The following is a 17,387-nucleotide window of genomic DNA, read 5'->3' as shown; positions in this document are numbered from 1 at the left end:
GGCCTCGGTCTTCGAGTTTACGACTCGAAGACCGAGGCTTTTTTGCGTTCATGCCTTCTGTTGTTGGATTCGGCTGATCTCGGAGAGGACTTTCTCCGTATGCGGGCGCACCTGAGCCCGCAGTTCGTCGCTCCAGGTCTCCTCGGAGTAGCGGCGGTTGAGATAGAGGTCCCTGGCGTGCCTCAGGACGGGCCGGTGTTCCGGCGGGAGCCGGGCGAGAGCCCAGTCGGCTGCGGCGTCCTTCGGTGCGATCCCGCCGGTGACGAGCGTGGTCCAGATGCGGGCGAGGGTCAGTACGACGTTACGGGTGTCTTCCTCCAACTCCTCGAGCAGATCGGGAATGCCCGCGGTGCTCGCTCGCATCAGGTCCCTGTGCGGTACGGGGTCGATTACCCGCGCGGGCGGCGGACCGATGAGGGGGCGCTCTCCGGCCAACACCGTGGTGAGCAACAGGGCCAGGTCCGGCACCGGCTCCGGGTGAGGCACCTCGCCGGCCTCGAACGCGTCGCGTAGCCACTCGCCGTACAGGAAGTCGCCGGTCGGCGGGAATCGCCATGGGCGGATCTCGGCCTGGACGACGACGGTGAGTTCGACCGGTCGGCGGGACTCGTCCGCTGAATCCACTGAGGCGGAGATCCCGAGTAGTCCTTCGGCAAGCGAGTGCCGCTCCCGTTCGTCCATGGTTCGCCGGGACAGTACGAGGAGATCGAGGTCGCTGGCCGGCCGGAGGCCTCCGAGCACGGAGGAGCCGTGGAGGTACACACCGATTGCCGTGGAGCCCAGTACGCCGTCGATCAGCTCCACGGTCTCCTGGAGTTGACCCGTCTCCATTGGTGTCCTCGCTCCGCCGGGCGGTCAGGGCGTGGGGCGCGTCGGCGGCCCGGCTTCGCCGAGCCGGGGCCACCAGGCGTGCGCCTGCGCCTGTGAACGCAGCAGGGCCAGGGTCGGCATGCCCGTCGGCTCGCCGTTGACCAGGAGATCGGGCAGCTGGGGGATGGGGGCGACCGCCGCGGCGTTGTGGAGGATCAGGGAGAGTGGTGGGTCGAGCCGGCCGGCGGATGACCCTGCGGCCATGCGGCGGCCGTGCTCGACCACGCTTGCGGTGAGAGCCGTGAGGAGTGGCATCGTGCCGGGGGCACGGCGCGGGTCCTCGACGGTTTCGCCCACGACATAGAGCGTTCCCCATTCGGCCGCAAAGGATTCCAGGGCGGCCGAATCCGTGCGCGGAGCCGTGCACGCGTTGCGGACGTGGAGTTGGGACAGGCAGGACAGGGCGCTCTGGACGGTGCGGACGGCGGCGTCCCGGCGCTCGGGGTGGGCGATCAGCGTCGCCTCCAGCTCGCCCGCCGCGCCGGACGCCGCCTTGGGGTGCGTACGCAGGATCCGGACGGCCTCCGAGGAGGAGCCCGTCGTGGCGTTGGCCCAGCGGTGGACCTGGCGGAACGGCTCGCCGGCCACGGCGGCGGCGTGGAGCCAGCAGCCCAGGAGCGTCTCGGCGGCGTCGTGGGCGGCGGCGTCCGCCTGTGCGGGGCTGCGTACGGGGGCGAGCAGGGCCGCGGCCCGTGCGGCGGCGGTACGGCGGTCGTCGCAGCCGTGGTGGGGCGACCAGCGCAGCCGTACGGGGGCGTCGGTGAGCTGCCCCGGGTCGTAGACGTGGACGGGACCGAGCTTGGCGCGGGCTCCCGCGGTCTCCGCCCACAGGGAGGGGTCGGCGGTCACGACGAGGGCGGCTCCGGGAGCGGCGCGCAGGGCGTCGGCGGCCCGGACGGTGTGGAGGGCGCCGTACTCGATGCCCGCGGGAGGGCCGGAGAACGCCTCGGGGACGGGACGGGCCCGTACGGCCGAGGGGGCCTGTACGGGCTCCTGAGGGGGTGCGGGGGCCGTCTCCTCGAAGGGCGCGGTCTCCTGGGCGTCGGGGGTGCCTGCGGTGGCGGGGACGGGCGCCGCGGCCGTCCCGTGGGGCGCGGGCGGGATGCCCTTGTACGGGGCCGCCTGCCGGGCGGCCCGCCGCGCGGCGCGCAGGGCGCGCCGCCGGGCCACGGCGCCGGCGGCGAAGAAGCCCAGGACCGTCAGGACCATCGCCTGGCCGATGAGGATCCCCCAGAACAGGCCCGGACCCGGCAGGGTTTCGGCCTGAGCGCCGGGCCAGGCGGCGGCCAGGTCGCCCGGTTCGGAGACGAGCGCGCGCATGGCCGCCGGGGTGCGGACGAAGGCGACGCCCTGCGGCCATGCTCCGTGGGCGAGGAGACCGGCCAGTCCGGCTGCCGTCCAGCACAGGACTGTGACGCCCAGCAGGAAACCCATGAGACCGAGCAGCAGGCCGTCCGGGATGCCCCTCTGCGGCGGGGCGCCCGTACCGCCGCCCTGCGTCCCCGGTGCTCTGTCGTGGCCCCGGGCCACCATCAGGCCACCGTCTCGTCGGCGCGTGCGAGCCGCTCCATCGCGGCGGCCCGGGATTCGGTCTCGGCGTCGAGTTCGTCGGCCAGGGCGTCCTTCATCGGCGAGCGCGGGGAGGAGTCGGAGGGAGAGCCGGACGGGGGGTTCGGCGTGGAGGATTCGGTCATGGCGCGGTCGGTGAACACCAGCGGGCGCTCGGCCTCGGTGATCAGGTGTTTGACGACCTGGACGTTGCCGTTGACGTCCCAGACGGCGATGCCGGGGGTGAGTGTGGGGATGATCTCCACGGCCCAGCGCGGCAGCCCCAGCACCTTTCCGGTGGCCCGCGCCTCGTCGGCCTTCTGGGCGTAGATGGTGCGGGTGGACGCCATCTTGAGGATGGCGGCCGCCTCCCGGGCCGCCGCTCCGTCGACCACGTCCGACAGATGGTGGACGACCGCGACGAACGACAGGCCCAGACGCCGGCCGAATTTCAGCAGACGCTGGAAGAGCTGGGCGACGAACGGGCTGTTGATGATGTGCCACGCCTCCTCGACCAGGAAGATGCGCTTCTTGCGGTCGGGGCGGATCCAGGTGTGCTCCAGCCAGACGCCGACGATGGCCATCAGGATCGGCATGGCGATGGAGTTGCGGTCGATGTGGGAGAGGTCGAAGACGATCAGGGGCGCGTCGAGATCGATGCCCACCGTCGTCGGGCCGTCGAACATGCCGCGCAGGTCGCCGTCGACCAGGCGGTCCAGGACGAGGGCCACGTCCAGCCCCCAGGCGCGCACGTCCTCCAGGGCGACGTTCATCGCCTCGGCCGACTCCGGCTCCGGGTGGCGCAGTTGCTCGACTATGTCGGTGAGGACGGGCTGGCGTCCGGTGACGGTGTCGTTGACGTAGGAGTGCGCGACCTTCAGCGCGAAGCCGGCGCGCTCGTCGAGGCCGTGGCCCATGGCGACCTCGATGATGGTGCGCAGCAGGGCGAGCTGGCCGGTGGTGGTGATGGACGGGTCCAGCGGGTTGAGGCGGATGCCCTGGTCGAGCGCGGCCATCGGGTCCAGGCGGATGGGGGTGACGCCCATCTGCTCGGCGATCAGGTTCCACTCGCCGACGCCGTCCTCGCCCTGGGCGTCCAGAACGACGACCTGGCGGTCGCGGAAGCGCAGCTGGCGCAGGATGTAGGTCTTCTCCAGCGCCGACTTGCCGTTGCCGGACTCGCCGAGCACCAGCCAGTGGGGAGCCGGGAGCTGCTGGCCGTAGAGCTGGAAGGGGTCGTAGATGTAGCCCTTGCCGCTGTAGACCTCGCGGCCGATGATCACCCCGGAGTCGCCCAGTCCGGGAGCGGCGGTGGGCAGGTAGACGGCCTGGGCCTGGCCCGTGGAGGTGCGCACGGGCAGGCGGGTGGTCTCGGTCTTGCCGAAGACGAAGCTGGTGAAGGCGTCGGTGACGGCGGTCAGCGGATCGAACGCGGCCATGGTGTTGCGCCTCCTCAGCGGCGGATGCCGGTCGCGAACGGCAGGGTGTTCACGAACGCACGGTGATGCTCCCGGTCGCACCACTCCAGCTTCAAGTAGCTCTTTCCGGCCGATGCCCGGATCGTGCGCTTGTCGCGTGCCAGGGCGTCGGGGTTGCGGGAGGAGACGGTGATGTAGCCGACGAGGTTTACGCCGGCGGCGCCGGAGGCGAGGTCCTCGCCGCGCTGGTCGACACGGCTGTGGGCGGCCACGTCGCGCGGGTCGACGGTGCGGTTCATCTTGGCCGCGCGGCTGGCCTCGGCGGCGTCGTTGGTCTTCTCCGTCAGCATGCGCTCGATGGCGACCTCGGTCGGCTCCAGGTCCATGCAGACGGCGACGGTGCGGATCACGTCGGGGGTGTGGACCAGCAGCGGGGCGAGGAAGTTGACGCCCACGGGGGTCATCGGCCACTCCTTGACCCAGGCGGTGGCATGGCACCAGGGGGCGCGGGTGGCGGACTCGCGGGTCTTGGCCTGCAGGTGGGTGGGCTCGGAGGCGTCCAGCTCGGCGGGCCAGGCGTTGCGGCGGCTCATGGCCTGGATGTGGTCGATGGGGTGGTCCGGGTCGTACATGGAGTGGATCAGGGACGCCATGCGGGACTGGCCCAGCGGCTGCCGCACCCGGATGTCGGCCTCGGCCAGGCGGGCGCAGATGTCGGTGAGCTCGCGGGCCATGACGACGGCCAGGCCCTCGTCGCGGGTGAGGCGGCGGCCGGTGGAGGCGCGGGTGGCCTTGGCGATCGCGGTGGCCTCGGCGGCCAGGTCGCGGGTGTAGTGCATGCAGGCCACCAGGTAGGCGCGGTGCTGCTCGCTGGAGGTGGAGACCATCGACAGCAGCTGCTCGTAGGAGTCGCGCAGCCAGGGCGCGGCCCGCTCGTCGCCGCGCTGCGCGACGTCCTTGGCGTGGGCGTCGGGGTCGGCGGGGAGGGTGCGGGCGAGCATCTGGAGGCGGGTGACGAAGCCGTCGCCGTTGGCCACGTGCTTGAGGAGGGTGCCGAAGCGGTCGACGAGGGCCTCCTGGTCCTCGCTGTCGCGCAGGCCCACGCCCGGTCCCTCGATCTCGATGGCGGCGGTGACGGTGCGTCGGTCGGCGTGGAGCAGCACGGCGATCTCGTCGGGCCCGAAGGGCGCGGACAGCCAGTTGACCCGGCCGACACCGGGGGGCGCGGGGATGTCCACCTCGGTGCCGTCCAGCCGGGTGCCGGCCTCGGCGGCGGTGGAGCGGTAGGTGGTGCCGCGGCGCAGCAGGCGGCGGTAACTGCGGTTGATCTCGAACCACTTGTAGTACGTCCGGCCGTTGTAGGGGACGTACACCGCGGCCAGAGCGAGCAGTGGGAAGCCGACCAGCAGGGCGATGCGCAGCGACAGGACGGGGACCAGGAGCCCGCTCATCATGCCGAGGAAGGCGCCCGCGATGATCAGCGCGATCTCGCCCGTCTCCCGGTTCCTGCCGACGACGGCGTTGGGACGGGCGCGCCCGATCATGTACGTGCGGCGCGGAGCGACGGTGTGGGACGGGGTCGTCATCCGCGATCACCTCCGGTGCGGTTGCTGGTGGTGCCACCGCCGCTGCCCGTGCGGGGCGGGGGCGGCGCGGTGGGCCGGGAGGAGGTCCGGTCGCCGCGCGAGGCGTGGGCGGCCACACCGCCGGAGACCGGGTTGGCGGGCCGGGGGGCGGCACCGGACTGCCCGCCGCCGCTGCCGCCCTCGGCGCCGCCGCGGGCGCTGTGGGTGGTGATGCCCTGGCGGAGCATGGCGGCGGGGGAGGAGACGACGGCGGCGGCCGTACGGGAGGCGGGGTCGGCGCTTGCGTTGCGCTGGCGGACGATCTCGTCGCCGAAGCCGGGGACGAAGCGGTAGATCATGGCGCTGGCGAAGATGGCCAGCAGGATGATCGCCAGACCGGAGACGATCGCGGAGAAGGCGTTCGGGCCCTCGTCGGAGGCGAGCGCCCCGGCGAGGCCGAGGACGATGACGATGACCGGTTTGACGAGGATCACCGCGATCATGATGCCCGCCCAGCGGCGTACGTGGCCCCACAGGTTCCTGTCGACGAGCCCGGCGTAGACGACCGTGCCCAGCAGGGCGCCGACGTACAGCAGGGCGGCGCGGATGACGAGTTCGAGCCAGAGGACGCCGGCGGCGAGGACGGAGACCAGGGAGACGACGATCAGCATGATCGGGCCGCCGCCGATGTCGTCGCCCTTCTTCAGGGCCTCGGAGAAGGAGCCGAAGAACTTGTCCGTGTCGGACCCGGTGCCCGCGGCGATCACGTCGGTGACGGCGTCGGTCGCGGTGACCAGGGTGTAGAGAACCAGGGGGGTGAAGGCGGAGGCGAGGACCGTCAGCCACAGGAAGCCGATGGCCTCGGTGAGGGCCTCGGTGAGGGGGATGCCGCGGACGGCGCGCTTGGCTACGGCCAGCAGCCACAGCACGAGGGTGAGGATCGTCGAGGCGGCGAAGACGACGGCGTACTGGCGCAGGAAGGCGGGGTTGGTGAAGTCGACGGTGGCGGTGGAGGAGACGGCCTCGGAGAGCTTGTCGACGATCCAGGCGGCGGCCTCGGCGCAGCCCCGGGCGAGGGAGGCGAGGGGGTCGAGGGTGGACAGGGGGTCGGAGTCTGCGCCGCCGCTGCCGGGTTCGCCGGTGTCACACAACTCCCTCGCGGGGGTGTCGAGTTCCTCGCAGGGGTCCGGGCTCGCGGTCGGCGAGGGCTCGGCTGCCGCGCGGGCGGCCAGCCAGACTCCGGCGGCCTGCAGGCCCGCCAGGAGTCCGGCGAGCGGCAGGGCGCGGCGCGTGGCGCGGCGGCCGGCTCGGTCAACGGGCATAGGTGAACCCTCCGTACTCCTCGACGGCCTTGCTGATGTCCTCGGCTGTGGAGGCCCGGAGGTCGCCCGGTACGGGGGCGGGGCCGTCCTTCTGGGAGTCCTCGGTGATCTTCCAGTCGGATCCGGCCCAGCTCAGCCGGAAGGTCCAGGTCTTCCAGGTGGTGGTCACGGGGATGGTCGACTCCTCGCCGGCCATGCCGATCAGGCCCGTGTACCAGACCTCGACGGTGGCGCCGTCCTCGGTGTACTCCGTCACGCTGGTGCCGACGGGGATGGTGCGTGAGACGAAGGTCGTGCCCTCGGGGGCCTCGCCCTCGGGCGTGAGCCCTATGCGCTCGAACAGGGCTTTCGAATAGGCCCTGTCCTGCCGCTTCTTGACGCGTGCGGCGGCTTCGGGGGTGTAGAGGGTGTCGACGAGCATGTGCCGGTGCTCGGCCTCGAACATGCCCGTACCGCCCAGTGCCACCGCGTAGTTGGCCGCGGCGCTCTGCGCGCCCTGCTCGGTGCGGGGGAAGCCCGAGGGCACGCCGTTCGACCGTTCGGTGACGGGGCGTTCACCGGTGGGGGCGGTGGGCCGGGCGTCCTCACGGGCCTGCGGGCCGCCGCCGTCCGGCGGGGTCTCGCCACCGCCTCTGTTGGCGAAGGCGATGGCCGCGATCAGCAGGACGACGACGCCCACCACCGTCACCGTGCTGCGGCCCACCCTGACGGGCTGCCGCCGGGGCTCGTCGTACGCGTCGACGACGTCGTCCTCGTACCCGCCATCGCCGCCGATGCTCATCGTGCGCGTGCCCTCTCGGTCGCCCGGGCGCCGCCCGGTTGTCGTCGTGCCCTGTCCTTGACGTTAACTCCGCCGGGGCGGTTGTGGGACCGGTGTGTGCAGGATCGCTTCCGCACCGTGAGCGGTGGATCACCGCACCCTGCCCGCCATCGCCGCCCCGCGCCCTCCGGTCGCGTTCCGTTGGGGGAGGAGGGGAGCCGGCCGGGGCGGGTGCGGATCCTGGGCTGGTGCATCGCTGCGGTGCTCTTTTTCCTGGTGGGGGGAGCGGTTCGGCGGCCGCGGCCTTCGGGGCGGCCGGGCCGGCGCCGGCGGTGTCCGCCTTCGGCCGCCGGTGCGGTGCCGGTGGGCGGGGGTGCCCGGCCCCGCGGGCCGTTTCGCCCCCGGCCGCGGGCGTGACGGTTCTCACGGGGTGTCAGGCGCCCACCGGCCGGGGCGTGCACCGTCGGTCGGCGGTGTACGGGACACCCCGGTCCGCTCGCCGGGCACGCGGGCGCGTCCGGGAGCCGGGGACCGGGGGCCGGAGGGCAGGCGGGGCGGGGCGCGGTTACACGGCCATGCCGTAGACGATCGTGAAGAGTGTGCCGAGGGATCCGATGATGAAGACCCCGGTCAGGCCCGCCACGATCAGCCCCTTGCCCTGCTCCGCGCTGAAGGTGTCGCGCAGCGCCGTGGCTCCGATGCGCTGTTTGGCCGCGCCCCAGATGGCGATGCCGAGGCAGAGGAGGATGGCGACGGCCATGACGACCTCGATCATCACGCGGGCCTCGTTGCCCAGCGATCCGAACGGGCCCCAGTCGGGGGCGATTCCGCCGATGATGGTGGTGATGTCGCCCTTTTCGGCTGCCAGAAACATGCTGTGTTCACCGCCCCGGTGAGGGTTGTCGAAAGTTGCGCTTCACTTGGATTCTGACACGGTTGCGGCCGAATCGGCAGTGAACTCCTTTCGGATGGGGGAGGGTTGAGGGGTGCGGAAGGCGTGGGTGGCGATCGGGGTCGGTTTCGGGCTCGTCATGTGCTTGCTGGCACTGCTCGTGGTGGGCACCTACACCGCTGCGTCGAACCTGTTCGGCGGGCGGGGTGGTGCGGTCGCGCTGGCGAAGAACGCCGTGCCGGCGGAGTACCGGCCGCTGGTGCAGAAGTGGGGCAACTACTGTCCGGCGCTCAACCCGGCGCTGCTGGCCGCCCAGCTCTTCCAGGAGAGCGGCTGGAACCCGAAGGCGCGCAGCCCCGCCGCGGCGCAGGGGATCGCCCAGTTCATCCCCGGCACCTGGGCGGTTCACGGTGTCGACGGCGACGGTGACGGCGACCGCGACGTGTGGGATCCGGCCGACGCGATCCCGTCGGCGGCCAAGTACGACTGCACGCTGGCGAAGAACGTCCGGGGGGTGCCCGGCGATCCGACGGACAACATGCTGGCCGCCTACAACGCGGGCCCGTACGCGGTGATGAAGTACGGCGGGGTGCCGCCGTACCGCGAGACGCAGAACTACGTGAAGGTCATCCGGAAGCTGGAGAAGAGCTTCGCGGCGCCCGCCGGGCGGCTGTCGCCGACGAAGCAGGCCGCCGGGGCGATCGACTTCGCGCAGAAGAGGCTGGGGACGCCGTACCTGTGGGGCGGGGACGGCACGCCGGAGGACGGCGGGCGGTTCGACTGCTCGGGCCTGACGAAGGCGGCGTACGCGAGCGTGGGCATCGAGCTGCCGCGTGTCGCCAACGACCAGTGGAACGCCGGCCCGCACCCGAAGCGCGGTGAGCTGCTCCCGGGCGATCTGGTCTTCTTCGCACACGACTTGACCGATTCCCGGTCGATCCACCACGTGGGGATCTACGTGGGCGGTGGCTATATGATCGACGCGCCGTACACGGGCGCGGTGATCCGCTTCGACCCGATCGACTCCCCCGACTACTTCGGGGCGACGAGGCCCACGGCATCGTGAGTTCCGGAGCGGCGGCCGCCCCGGTGGCGCGGTGCGCGGCCGCGGTCCCCGGGGGCGGGTCACCCTCCGATAACGTCCGGGTGATCGTTCGGTGGAGGTCGGAACGTACGGCCGGGGCGAGGCGTTTCCTTGTCCGGAACGAGCATTCCGCTACCACGGGGGTCGGCAGCGAAGAGTGAAGGGCAGCATTGCGATGGCCGAATGGGACAACCCCGACGTCGAGCTGCTCTACGACATCAACGGATTGGCCAGACAGGCCCCCGACTGGGCCGACCACCTCATGGAGTACGTCGGCGAGTACGGCACGATCGTGGCGCTGGCGGTGCTGGGCCTGTGGGCCTGGTGGACGGCGCGGCGCCGCCCGGACGCGGTTTCGGCGGTGGCCGGGTTGATCTGGGCGCCGCTGGCGGCCGGGGTGGCGGTGCTGGTGAACGTACCGATCCGGGAGTTCGTGGAGCGGCCCAGACCCTTTCTGACCCATGACGGGCTGGAGGTGCTGGTGGACGGGAAGAGGGACTTCTCGTTCGTCAGCGACCACGCGACGCTGGCGATGGCGCTGGCCGTGGGGATCTTCATGGTCAACCGGCGGCTGGGTCTGGTCGGCATCCTGGTGGCGGTGTTCGCCGGGCTCTGCCGTGTCTACATGGGGGTGCACTACCCCACCGACGTGATCGGCGGCCTGGCGCTGGGCACGGCAGTGACGCTGCTGCTGGCGCCGCTCGCACTGGCGCTGCTGACGCCGCTGATGCGCGCGATGGCCGCTTCGCCGCGGATCGGCCGGCTGGTGAGCGTCTCGCCGGCGCCGGCGGAGCGGGCCGGGGAGCCGGACGCGGAGCGGCAGCCGCAGGACCTGGTCGCCTGAGGGCGCCCGGGAGGCAGGCGTCCGAGGAGGTTCACGGCCGCCGGGGCACTCGCCCCGGCGGCCGTTCGCCGTCCTCCGGGCCCTTCACCCGCCGGAACCTCACGCCCCCGACGGGCCCTCACGCCTCCTGGTGGGCCGCGGCGTCCGCGCGGGCGCGCCCCCGGGCCCGCCGGGCCGGACCACGCCATCCGCAGCTGCAGGCGGCGCTGCAGAACGGGCCCTTCTCCACGGTCGAGATCAGATGCTCCTGCGGCGGTGCCGGTCGCTGGGGCGGCACCCGCTGGCTGTCGTCCTGCTGCACACGGTCACGGTACCGGCCGTGACGGGGGCGCGGGGGCGTCGTTAATCGGAACGGGTTCCGATACGCGTGCTTGGGGGTCGTCAGGCGATGGTGGTGCAACGGGGGCCGAAGGGCAGGACCGCGGCGGTCGGCGCGGTCTGCGCCGGGACGGCGCTGGCGGTCCTGGCCGCGACGGGCTGTTCCGGGCGGGGCGCCGCCGCCGCCGACGTGAGCGCCGCCGAGGCGCGGGCCACCGTCCGGGAGGCGGCCGAGGCGCTGGCCGGGTCGGGCACCTCCCGGACGCGTACGGCGGTGGAGATGACCAACGGCGGTACCCGGGTCACCATCCGGGGCTCGGGCGTCTTCGACTACGGGAGGCGGACGGGGCGGCTGAGGGTGGTGCTGCCGGGCGAGGCCACCGGCGAGAGCGAACGCCGCCGGGTCGTGGAGCTGGTCACGCCGGGCGCGCTGTACATGAGGAACCGGGGCGCGGGCGTGCCCGACGGCAAGTGGGTGCGTGTGGACACGGCGGCCCTCCCCGACGGGAACCTGGTCACGGGCGGCGCCACCGACCCGGTCAGCGCCGCCGAGCTGCTGCGCGGTGTGCGGTCGGCTTCGTTCCGCGGCGAGGAGCGGCTGCACGGGGAGACGGTGCGGCACTACCGGGGCACCGTGGATCTCGCGGTGGCGGCGAGGGAAGCGGAGCCGCGCTCGCGCGGGCAGCTCGCCGCGGCGGCGGAGGGGCTCTCGAACCGGACGGTGGTCTTCGACGCGTACCTGGACGAACGCGGGCGGCTGCGGAAGGTCCGGCACCGCTTCTCCTTCCCGCGGGCGGCGGGCGCCCCGGGCCGGGAAGGGGACGCCGAGGTGGTCTCCACCACGTCGCTGTACGGCTTCGGTGTGCCGGTGGAGGTCGAGCTGCCGGAGCCGGAGGACATCTACACCGGGAGGATCGCCGCTCCGTAGGGAGTGCGGGGGCGAGGGAGTGCGCCGGAGCGTAGCCGGGAGCGGTGGCGCGAAATGGTCCGGACGTGCCATGCGCGCGGGAGGCGCTTCTTCCTACTCTGGAGTTCGGTTGCGTCGGAGGGGAGGCCGGAGGTGGTGGTGGTTGTGTCCGGGGAGAACGGCGGTCCACTGACCGAGGACCACGTGGCCCTCGACGAGATCGAGCTCTACGGGGAGCTGATGATCGCGGCTTCGGCCGCGGCCGAGGACCGGCTCAGTCCCGCCCGCATCGACGAGGTGCTGCGGGTCGGGCGCGACCACGAGCGGAAGGGCCGGAGCCGGCCGCGGGCCTGACCGCGGCCCGGCGGTCGTCCACCGGCCTCCCGGAGCCGGGCGGGACGGGACGGGGCGGGCGTCAGGTGCGCAGCAGCCGGGCGATGGCGGCCGTGGCCTCCTCCACCTTGGCGTCGATCTCCTCGCCGCCCTCGGTGGCCGCCTGGGCCACACAGTGGCGCAGGTGCTCCTCCAGCAGCTGGAGGGCGAAGGACTGCAGGGCCTTGGTGGACGCCGAGACCTGGGTGAGTATGTCGATGCAGTAGACGTCCTCCTCGACCATGCGCTGCAGGCCGCGGATCTGGCCCTCGATGCGCCGCAGCCGTTTGAGGTGGGCGTCCTTCTCCTTGGCGTATCCGTGCGGACCGTGGGCGGTCTCTGGACGGGCGTCGGTGGTCGTCATACGGTCCTCCCGTGGTCGCCGTGAGGATCAATACCCCCACTGGGTATATGGTACCGAATTTTCCGTTCTGCGGTGATGGGGGCGTGGATCCCCGGGTACGGAGCGTGTGGTCCGATGGGTGACACTGAAGGACACCGGTTCGATGTGGCCGGATGATGCGCCTAGCATCATGAGACCGACAACGATGCACCTCGAGGAATCCCAGTGCGCTTTCGTCTGACCCCCAGGGAGACGAGCTTCTACGACATGTTCGCGGCCTCCGCGGACAACATCGTCACGGGCTCGAAGCTCCTGATGGAACTGCTCGGGGCGGAGGCCTCGGCCCGGGCCGAGATCTCGGAGCGCATGCGTGCGGCCGAACACGCCGGTGACGACGCCACCCACGCGATCTTCCACCAGCTGAACTCCTCTTTCATCACACCGTTCGACCGCGAGGACATCTACCGGCTCGCGTCGTCGCTCGACGACATCATGGACTTCATGGAGGAGGCCGTCGACCTCGTCGTCCTCTACCAGATCGAGGAACTGCCCAAGGGCGTCGAGCAGCAGATCGAGGTCCTGGCCCGGGCGGCCGAGCTGACCGCCGAGGCGATGCCGAACCTGCGGACGATGGCCAACCTCACCGAGTACTGGATCGAGGTCAACCGGCTGGAGAACCAGGCCGACCAGATCCACCGCAAGCTGCTGGCCCATCTGTTCAACGGCAAGTACGACGCGATCGAGGTGCTCAAGCTCAAGCAGGTCGTGGATGTCCTGGAGGAGGCGGCCGACGCCTTCGAGCACGTGGCGAACACGGTGGAGACCATCGCCGTCAAGGAGTCCTGAACCACGTGGACACCTTCGCGCTCGTACTGACCGTCGGGGTCGCGCTCTTCTTCACCTACACCAACGGCTTCCACGACTCGGCGAACGCCATCGCCACCTCCGTCTCCACCCGCGCGCTCACCCCCCGGGCCGCGCTGCTGATGGCGGCGGTGATGAACCTGGCGGGCGCCTTCCTGGGCAGCGGCGTAGCCAAGACCGTCAGCGAGGGCCTGATCGAGACCCCGCACGGCCAGAGCGGGATGGCGATCCTGTTCGCGGCGCTGGTCGGGGCGATCACCTGGAACATGATCACCTGGTACTTCGGCCTGCCGTCCTCCTCCTCGCACGCTCTGTTCGGCGGCATGGTGGGCGCGGCGCTGGCGGGCGGCATCGCGGTGTACTGGTCCGGGGTGTTCTCGAAGATCGTCATCCCGATGTTCGTCTCGCCGCTGGTCGGCCTGCTGCTCGGCTACCTGGTGATGGTGGCCATCATGTGGCTGTTCCGCAGGGCCAACCCGCAGCGCGCCAAGCGCGGCTTCCGCATGGCCCAGACGGTCTCGGCCGCGGGCATGGCGCTCGGCCACGGCCTGCAGGACGCGCAGAAGACCATGGGCATCGTGGTGATGGCCCTGGTGATCGCGGACGTCCAGGACCACGGCCAGATCCCGGTCTGGGTCAAGGTCTCCTGCGCGCTGATGCTGTCGCTGGGCACGTACGCCGGAGGCTGGCGGATCATGCGGACGCTGGGGCGCCGGATCATCGAACTGGACCCGCCGCAGGGTTTCGCCGCCGAGACGACGGCGGCCTCGGTGATGTACACCGCCTCGTTCATGTTCCACGCCCCGATCTCCACCACCCATGTGATCACCTCCGCGATCATGGGTGTGGGCGCCACCAAGCGGGTCAGCGCGGTGCGCTGGGGGGTGGCGAAGAACATCGTGCTCGGCTGGTTCATCACGATGCCGGCCGCCGCGCTGGTGGCGGCGGTGAGTTACTGGGCGGTGCGGATGGTGGCGGGCTGAGTCCGCGTTCCGGTGGTGCGGGGGTGTCCGGCCGGGGGTCCGGGGGTCGTCCCCGGGAGACACCGGCTGGGCGGTGCGGACGGTGGCGGGCCGAGTCCGCGTTCCGGCGGGCCCGAACGTGGGACGCCCGCCCCCCGGGAGCCGGGGGGCGGGCGTTTCGTCTTGCGGTGGCACCGCCATGCAGCACCGCAGACGGCCTGGACGGGCCGGGGCCGGCCGGGTCAGCCGAAGCGGCCCGAGATGTAGTCCTCGGTGGCCTGGACCGAGGGGTTGGAGAAGATGCGCTCGGTGTCGTCGATCTCGATCAGCTTGCCGGGCTGGCCGACCGCCGCCAGGTTGAAGAAGGCGGTGCGGTCCGAAACCCGCGCGGCCTGCTGCATGTTGTGGGTCACGATGACGATCGTGAAGCGCTCCTTGAGCTCGGAGATCAGGTCCTCGATGGCGAGGGTGGAGATCGGGTCGAGCGCGGAGCACGGCTCGTCCATCAGCAGCACCTGCGGCTCGACCGCGATGGCGCGGGCGATGCACAGCCGCTGCTGCTGGCCGCCGGAGAGGCCGGAGCCGGGCTTGTTCAGGCGGTCCTTGACCTCGTTCCAGAGGTTGGCGCCCTTGAGGGACTTCTCGACGACGTCGTCGAGCTGCGACTTCTTGTAGGAGCCGTTGAGCCGCAGGCCCGCCGCCACGTTGTCGTAGATCGACATGGTGGGGAACGGGTTCGGGCGCTGGAAGACCATGCCGATGGTGCGGCGGACGGAGACCGGGTCGACGCCGCCGGCGTACAGGTCCTCGTTGTCGAGCGTCACCTTGCCCTCGACGCGTCCGCCGGGGGTGACCTCGTGCATGCGGTTGAGGGTGCGCAGGAAGGTGGACTTGCCGCAGCCGGACGGGCCGATGAAGGCGGTCACGGAGCGCGGCTCGACGGACATGGAGATGTCCTCGATCGCCTTGTGGGAGCCGTAGTACGCGGTGAGGCCGCTGACGTCGATGCGCTTGGCCATGGGAATCACTTCTCTTCTGCTCGTGCGGCCGGTCAGCGGCCGGTCTTCGGGGCCTTCCAGCGGGCTATGCCGCGGGCCACCATGTTCAGGATCATCACGAAGGCGATCAGTACGAGGGCCGCCGCCCAGGCGCGGTCGTAGGAGGCCTCGTTGCCGTTGGCCCACTGCTCGTAGACGTAGTACGGCAGGGAGGACTGGGCGCCCTCGAACGGGTTGTTGTTGATCGACTGGGCGCCGAACACCAGCAGCAGGATCGGCGCGGTCTCACCGGCGATACGGGCGACGGCGAGCATGACGCCCGTGGTGATGCCGCCGATCGCGGTGGGCAGCACGACCTTGAGGATGGTGCGCCACTTGGGCACGCCCAGCGCCAGGGACGCCTCGCGCAGCTCGTTCGGGACGAGCTTGAGCATCTCCTCGGTGGAGCGCACGACGATCGGCATCATCAGGATCGCCAGCGCCATGGCGCCGGCGAAGCCGGAGTAGCCGAAGTCCAGGATGATGATCCAGAAGGACAGGACGAACAGACCGGCCACGATCGAGGGGATGCCGGTCATGACGTCGACGAAGAAGGTGACGGCCGTGGCGAGCTTGCCGCGCCCGTACTCGACCAGGTAGATCGCGGTCAGCAGGCCGATCGGCGCCGCGATCAGGGTGGCGATGCCGACCTGTTCGATGGTGCCGATGATCGCGTGGTAGATACCGCCGCCGGGCTGGAGGGTGATCACACCGCTCATGGAGTGGGTGAGGAAGTACCCGTCCAGGACCTTGGTGCCGCGCGCGATCGTCTCCCAGATCAGGGAGGCCAGCGGGAGGACGGCGACCAGGAAGCTGACCCAGATCAGGCTGGTGGCCAGCCTGTCCTTGGCCTGGCGGCGGCCCTCGACGGCCGTGGTGAGGGCGTAGGTGGCCACGATGTAGACGATCGCGGCGATCAGGCCCCACTGGATGCGGCTGGCCAGGCCGAACGCCAGGCCGGCGCCGGCACCGGCGCCCGCGGAGAGCAGGGCGAGGCCGGCGGGGGCCCAGCGCGGCAGGCGGGGCTGCTTGAGGGTGTTGCCGGAGGGCGGCACGGTGACCGGGGGCTTCTCCATGACTGCGTTGCTCATCAGGCGTTCGCCCCCGAGTATTCCTTGCGGCGGGCGATGATCAGCCGGGCCGCGCCGTTCACCAGAAGGGTGATGACGAACAGGACGAGACCGGACGCGATCAGCGCGTCACGGCCGATGTCGCCGGCCTCCTTGAAGCCCGCGGCGATGTTCTGGGCGAAGGTGCCGCCGCCGGGGTTGAGGAGGCTGACGTTGATCAGGAAGTTGGGGGACAGGACGGTGGCGACCGCCATCGTCTCGCCCAGCGCGCGGCCCAGGCCGAGCATCGAGGCGCTGATCACGCCGGAGCGGCCGAAGGGCAGGACGGCCATCCTGATGACCTCCCACCGGGTGGCGCCGAGCGCGAGCGCGGCCTCCTCCTGCATCTTCGGGGACTGCTTGAAGACCTCGCGGCTGACGTTGGTGACGATCGGCAGGATCATGATCGCCAGCAGGATGCCGACGGTGAACAGCGAGCGCGGGGCGCCGCCGTCGTAGGAGAGGACGCCGGTCCAGCCGAAGAACTGGTCGAGCCACTCGTACAGGCCGGTCAGGTGCGGCACCAGGAACAGGGCGCCCCACAGGCCGTAGATGATGCTGGGGACGGCGGCGAGCAGGTCCACCACGTACGCCATCGGGGTGGCGATCCGGCGCGGCGCGTAGTGCGAGATGAACAGGGCGATGCCGACGGCCACGGGGACCGCCAGGACCATCGCGATGATCGAGCTGACGATCGTGCCGTAGGCCAGGACCGCGATGCCGAAGACCGGCGGGTTGGCGTTGGCGCTCCACTCGAAGGTGGTGAGGAAGTTGCCCTCGTTCTCGGCGAGGGCGACCAGGGTGCGCCAGGTGAGGAAGACCGCGATGGCGGCCATGATCACCAGCAGCGCGATACCGGAGCCCCTGGAGAGGCCGAGGAAGATCCGGTCGCCCGGACGGGTGGCGGAGTCCTTGCCGGAGGGGCCTTTCGGCGGTGGGTTCTTCGGCGCTGCGGAGGCGGTGGGTGCTATGTCCATGGTTTCTCCGGTCTGGTTAGGGGTGTCATCCCCTGGCGGCGGTGCACCGGATGGGTTGGTCGCGTGCGGAGCGGTTACGTGTGCGGACGCGGCCGGGCGGCCGGGGGCCGGGGCGGGGGGGGGGGGGCCCCCCCCCCCCGCCCGGGGGGGGGGGGGGGGGTGGTGGTGGGGGGGTGGGGGGGGGGGGTGGGGGGG

General features: G+C 71.5%; 18 protein-coding genes. 6 read left to right on the top strand and 12 right to left on the bottom strand.

The features are described from left to right. Positions 1-48: 48 nt before the first annotated feature. From ACW69E_RS27450 to ACW69E_RS27420, 7 genes are all read right to left on the bottom strand, one after another. On the bottom strand, positions 49-831 hold the full coding sequence (locus tag ACW69E_RS27450) for an aminoglycoside adenylyltransferase family protein (RefSeq protein ID WP_457500984.1): 783 nt from the start codon (positions 829-831) through the stop codon (positions 49-51). A 24-nt stretch (positions 832-855) separates the two neighbouring features. Beyond that, a complete protein-coding gene (locus ACW69E_RS27445; protein WP_457500983.1) occupies positions 856-2,403 on the bottom strand; it encodes a type VI secretion protein in 1,548 nt (515 codons plus the stop codon). Further along, positions 2,403-3,857 carry an ATP-binding protein gene (locus ACW69E_RS27440; RefSeq protein WP_457500982.1) on the bottom strand — a complete coding sequence of 485 codons (1,455 nt, stop codon included), beginning with the start codon at positions 3,855-3,857 and terminating at the stop codon, positions 2,403-2,405. Before ACW69E_RS27440 ends, ACW69E_RS27445 begins: the two co-directional genes overlap by 1 nt. Positions 3,858-3,871: 14 nt before the next feature. Next, positions 3,872-5,422: an SCO6880 family protein gene (locus ACW69E_RS27435; protein ID WP_237882645.1), complete on the bottom strand. Its 1,551-nt coding sequence runs from the start codon at positions 5,420-5,422 to the stop codon at positions 3,872-3,874. Then, positions 5,419-6,723, bottom strand: coding sequence for a hypothetical protein (locus ACW69E_RS27430; RefSeq protein ID WP_457500981.1), 1,305 nt, complete (start codon positions 6,721-6,723; stop codon positions 5,419-5,421). Before ACW69E_RS27430 ends, ACW69E_RS27435 begins: the two co-directional genes overlap by 4 nt. Beyond that, complete coding sequence (locus tag ACW69E_RS27425; protein ID WP_457500980.1) at positions 6,713-7,504, bottom strand: hypothetical protein; 792 nt, start codon at positions 7,502-7,504, stop codon at positions 6,713-6,715. The genes ACW69E_RS27430 and ACW69E_RS27425 overlap by 11 nt, the downstream gene beginning before the upstream one ends. A gap of 544 nt (positions 7,505-8,048) precedes the next feature. Beyond that, the gene (locus tag ACW69E_RS27420; protein WP_093658653.1) at positions 8,049-8,357 is read right to left on the bottom strand and encodes a hypothetical protein; all 309 of its coding nucleotides are present in this window, start codon (positions 8,355-8,357) and stop codon (positions 8,049-8,051) included. A gap of 157 nt (positions 8,358-8,514) precedes the next feature. On the opposite strand from ACW69E_RS27420, the gene ACW69E_RS27415 reads away from it, so the two are divergent. Both ACW69E_RS27415 and ACW69E_RS27410 read left to right on the top strand, forming a co-directional pair. Then, positions 8,515-9,441, top strand: coding sequence for a C40 family peptidase (locus tag ACW69E_RS27415; RefSeq protein WP_457500985.1), 927 nt, complete (start codon positions 8,515-8,517; stop codon positions 9,439-9,441). Positions 9,442-9,634: 193 nt separating this feature from the next. Further along, the gene (locus ACW69E_RS27410) at positions 9,635-10,303 is read left to right on the top strand and encodes a phosphatase PAP2 family protein (protein ID WP_457500979.1); all 669 of its coding nucleotides are present in this window, start codon (positions 9,635-9,637) and stop codon (positions 10,301-10,303) included. Between the two features lie 118 nt (positions 10,304-10,421). Here ACW69E_RS27410 and ACW69E_RS27405 read toward each other — a convergent pair whose 3' ends face one another. Further along, positions 10,422-10,604, bottom strand: a complete 183-nt coding sequence (locus ACW69E_RS27405; RefSeq protein ID WP_457500978.1) for a hypothetical protein — start codon at positions 10,602-10,604, stop codon at positions 10,422-10,424. Positions 10,605-10,691: 87 nt separating this feature from the next. On the opposite strand from ACW69E_RS27405, the gene ACW69E_RS27400 reads away from it, so the two are divergent. Both ACW69E_RS27400 and ACW69E_RS27395 read left to right on the top strand, forming a co-directional pair. After that, positions 10,692-11,549: a hypothetical protein gene (locus ACW69E_RS27400; protein WP_457500977.1), complete on the top strand. Its 858-nt coding sequence runs from the start codon at positions 10,692-10,694 to the stop codon at positions 11,547-11,549. A 132-nt stretch (positions 11,550-11,681) separates the two neighbouring features. After that, a complete protein-coding gene (locus tag ACW69E_RS27395; protein ID WP_457500976.1) occupies positions 11,682-11,882 on the top strand; it encodes a hypothetical protein in 201 nt (66 codons plus the stop codon). Between the two features lie 61 nt (positions 11,883-11,943). On the opposite strand, the gene ACW69E_RS27390 is transcribed toward ACW69E_RS27395, so the two are convergent. Continuing rightward, positions 11,944-12,264: a metal-sensitive transcriptional regulator gene (locus ACW69E_RS27390; RefSeq protein WP_457500975.1), complete on the bottom strand. Its 321-nt coding sequence runs from the start codon at positions 12,262-12,264 to the stop codon at positions 11,944-11,946. A 204-nt stretch (positions 12,265-12,468) separates the two neighbouring features. Here ACW69E_RS27390 and ACW69E_RS27385 point away from each other — a divergent pair, with 204 nt between their 5' ends. After that, positions 12,469-13,089, top strand: a complete 621-nt coding sequence (locus ACW69E_RS27385) for a DUF47 domain-containing protein (RefSeq protein ID WP_457500974.1) — start codon at positions 12,469-12,471, stop codon at positions 13,087-13,089. Positions 13,090-13,094: 5 nt separating this feature from the next. Continuing rightward, on the top strand, positions 13,095-14,090 hold the full coding sequence (locus ACW69E_RS27380; protein WP_457500973.1) for an anion permease: 996 nt from the start codon (positions 13,095-13,097) through the stop codon (positions 14,088-14,090). Positions 14,091-14,311: 221 nt separating this feature from the next. Here the strand turns inward: ACW69E_RS27380 and pstB are convergent, their stop codons facing one another. From pstB to pstC, 3 genes are read right to left on the bottom strand one after another with little or no spacing between them, the layout of a single operon-like run. Continuing rightward, positions 14,312-15,088 (bottom strand): phosphate ABC transporter ATP-binding protein PstB, encoded by a 777-nt coding sequence (gene pstB, locus ACW69E_RS27375; RefSeq protein ID WP_237877822.1) that lies wholly within the window; start codon positions 15,086-15,088, stop codon positions 14,312-14,314. Positions 15,089-15,120: 32 nt separating this feature from the next. Then, positions 15,121-16,197 (bottom strand): phosphate ABC transporter permease PstA, encoded by a 1,077-nt coding sequence (gene pstA, locus ACW69E_RS27370; protein ID WP_457500972.1) that lies wholly within the window; start codon positions 16,195-16,197, stop codon positions 15,121-15,123. Continuing rightward, entirely contained in the window at positions 16,197-17,192 is a 996-nt protein-coding gene (gene pstC, locus ACW69E_RS27365; protein ID WP_457500971.1) for a phosphate ABC transporter permease subunit PstC, read from the bottom strand. The genes pstA and pstC overlap by 1 nt, the downstream gene beginning before the upstream one ends. Positions 17,193-17,387 lie beyond the last annotated feature (195 nt).

Source organism: Streptomyces sp. SS8 (assembly GCF_054072955.1).
This window is presented reverse-complemented; position numbering and strand designations above follow the sequence as displayed.

What these genes read in the sequence shown, in the direction of transcription:
- ACW69E_RS27450 (WP_457500984.1), bottom strand. Translation starts at nt 831, where the DNA reads ATGGAGACGGGTCAACTCCAGGAGACCGTGGAGCTGATCGACGGCGTA.
- ACW69E_RS27440 (WP_457500982.1), bottom strand. Translation starts at nt 3,857, where the DNA reads ATGGCCGCGTTCGATCCGCTGACCGCCGTCACCGACGCCTTCACCAGC.
- ACW69E_RS27400 (WP_457500977.1), top strand. Translation starts at nt 10,692, where the DNA reads ATGGTGGTGCAACGGGGGCCGAAGGGCAGGACCGCGGCGGTCGGCGCG.
- pstB (WP_237877822.1), bottom strand. Translation starts at nt 15,088, where the DNA reads ATGGCCAAGCGCATCGACGTCAGCGGCCTCACCGCGTACTACGGCTCC.
- pstC (WP_457500971.1), bottom strand. Translation starts at nt 17,192, where the DNA reads ATGGACATAGCACCCACCGCCTCCGCAGCGCCGAAGAACCCACCGCCG.
- ACW69E_RS27435 (WP_237882645.1), bottom strand. Translation starts at nt 5,422, where the DNA reads ATGACGACCCCGTCCCACACCGTCGCTCCGCGCCGCACGTACATGATC.
- ACW69E_RS27425 (WP_457500980.1), bottom strand. Translation starts at nt 7,504, where the DNA reads ATGAGCATCGGCGGCGATGGCGGGTACGAGGACGACGTCGTCGACGCG.
- ACW69E_RS27430 (WP_457500981.1), bottom strand. Translation starts at nt 6,723, where the DNA reads ATGCCCGTTGACCGAGCCGGCCGCCGCGCCACGCGCCGCGCCCTGCCG.
- ACW69E_RS27445 (WP_457500983.1), bottom strand. Translation starts at nt 2,403, where the DNA reads ATGGTGGCCCGGGGCCACGACAGAGCACCGGGGACGCAGGGCGGCGGT.
- ACW69E_RS27390 (WP_457500975.1), bottom strand. Translation starts at nt 12,264, where the DNA reads ATGACGACCACCGACGCCCGTCCAGAGACCGCCCACGGTCCGCACGGA.
- ACW69E_RS27415 (WP_457500985.1), top strand. Translation starts at nt 8,515, where the DNA reads ATGTGCTTGCTGGCACTGCTCGTGGTGGGCACCTACACCGCTGCGTCG.
- ACW69E_RS27410 (WP_457500979.1), top strand. Translation starts at nt 9,635, where the DNA reads ATGGCCGAATGGGACAACCCCGACGTCGAGCTGCTCTACGACATCAAC.
- pstA (WP_457500972.1), bottom strand. Translation starts at nt 16,197, where the DNA reads ATGAGCAACGCAGTCATGGAGAAGCCCCCGGTCACCGTGCCGCCCTCC.
- ACW69E_RS27420 (WP_093658653.1), bottom strand. Translation starts at nt 8,357, where the DNA reads ATGTTTCTGGCAGCCGAAAAGGGCGACATCACCACCATCATCGGCGGA.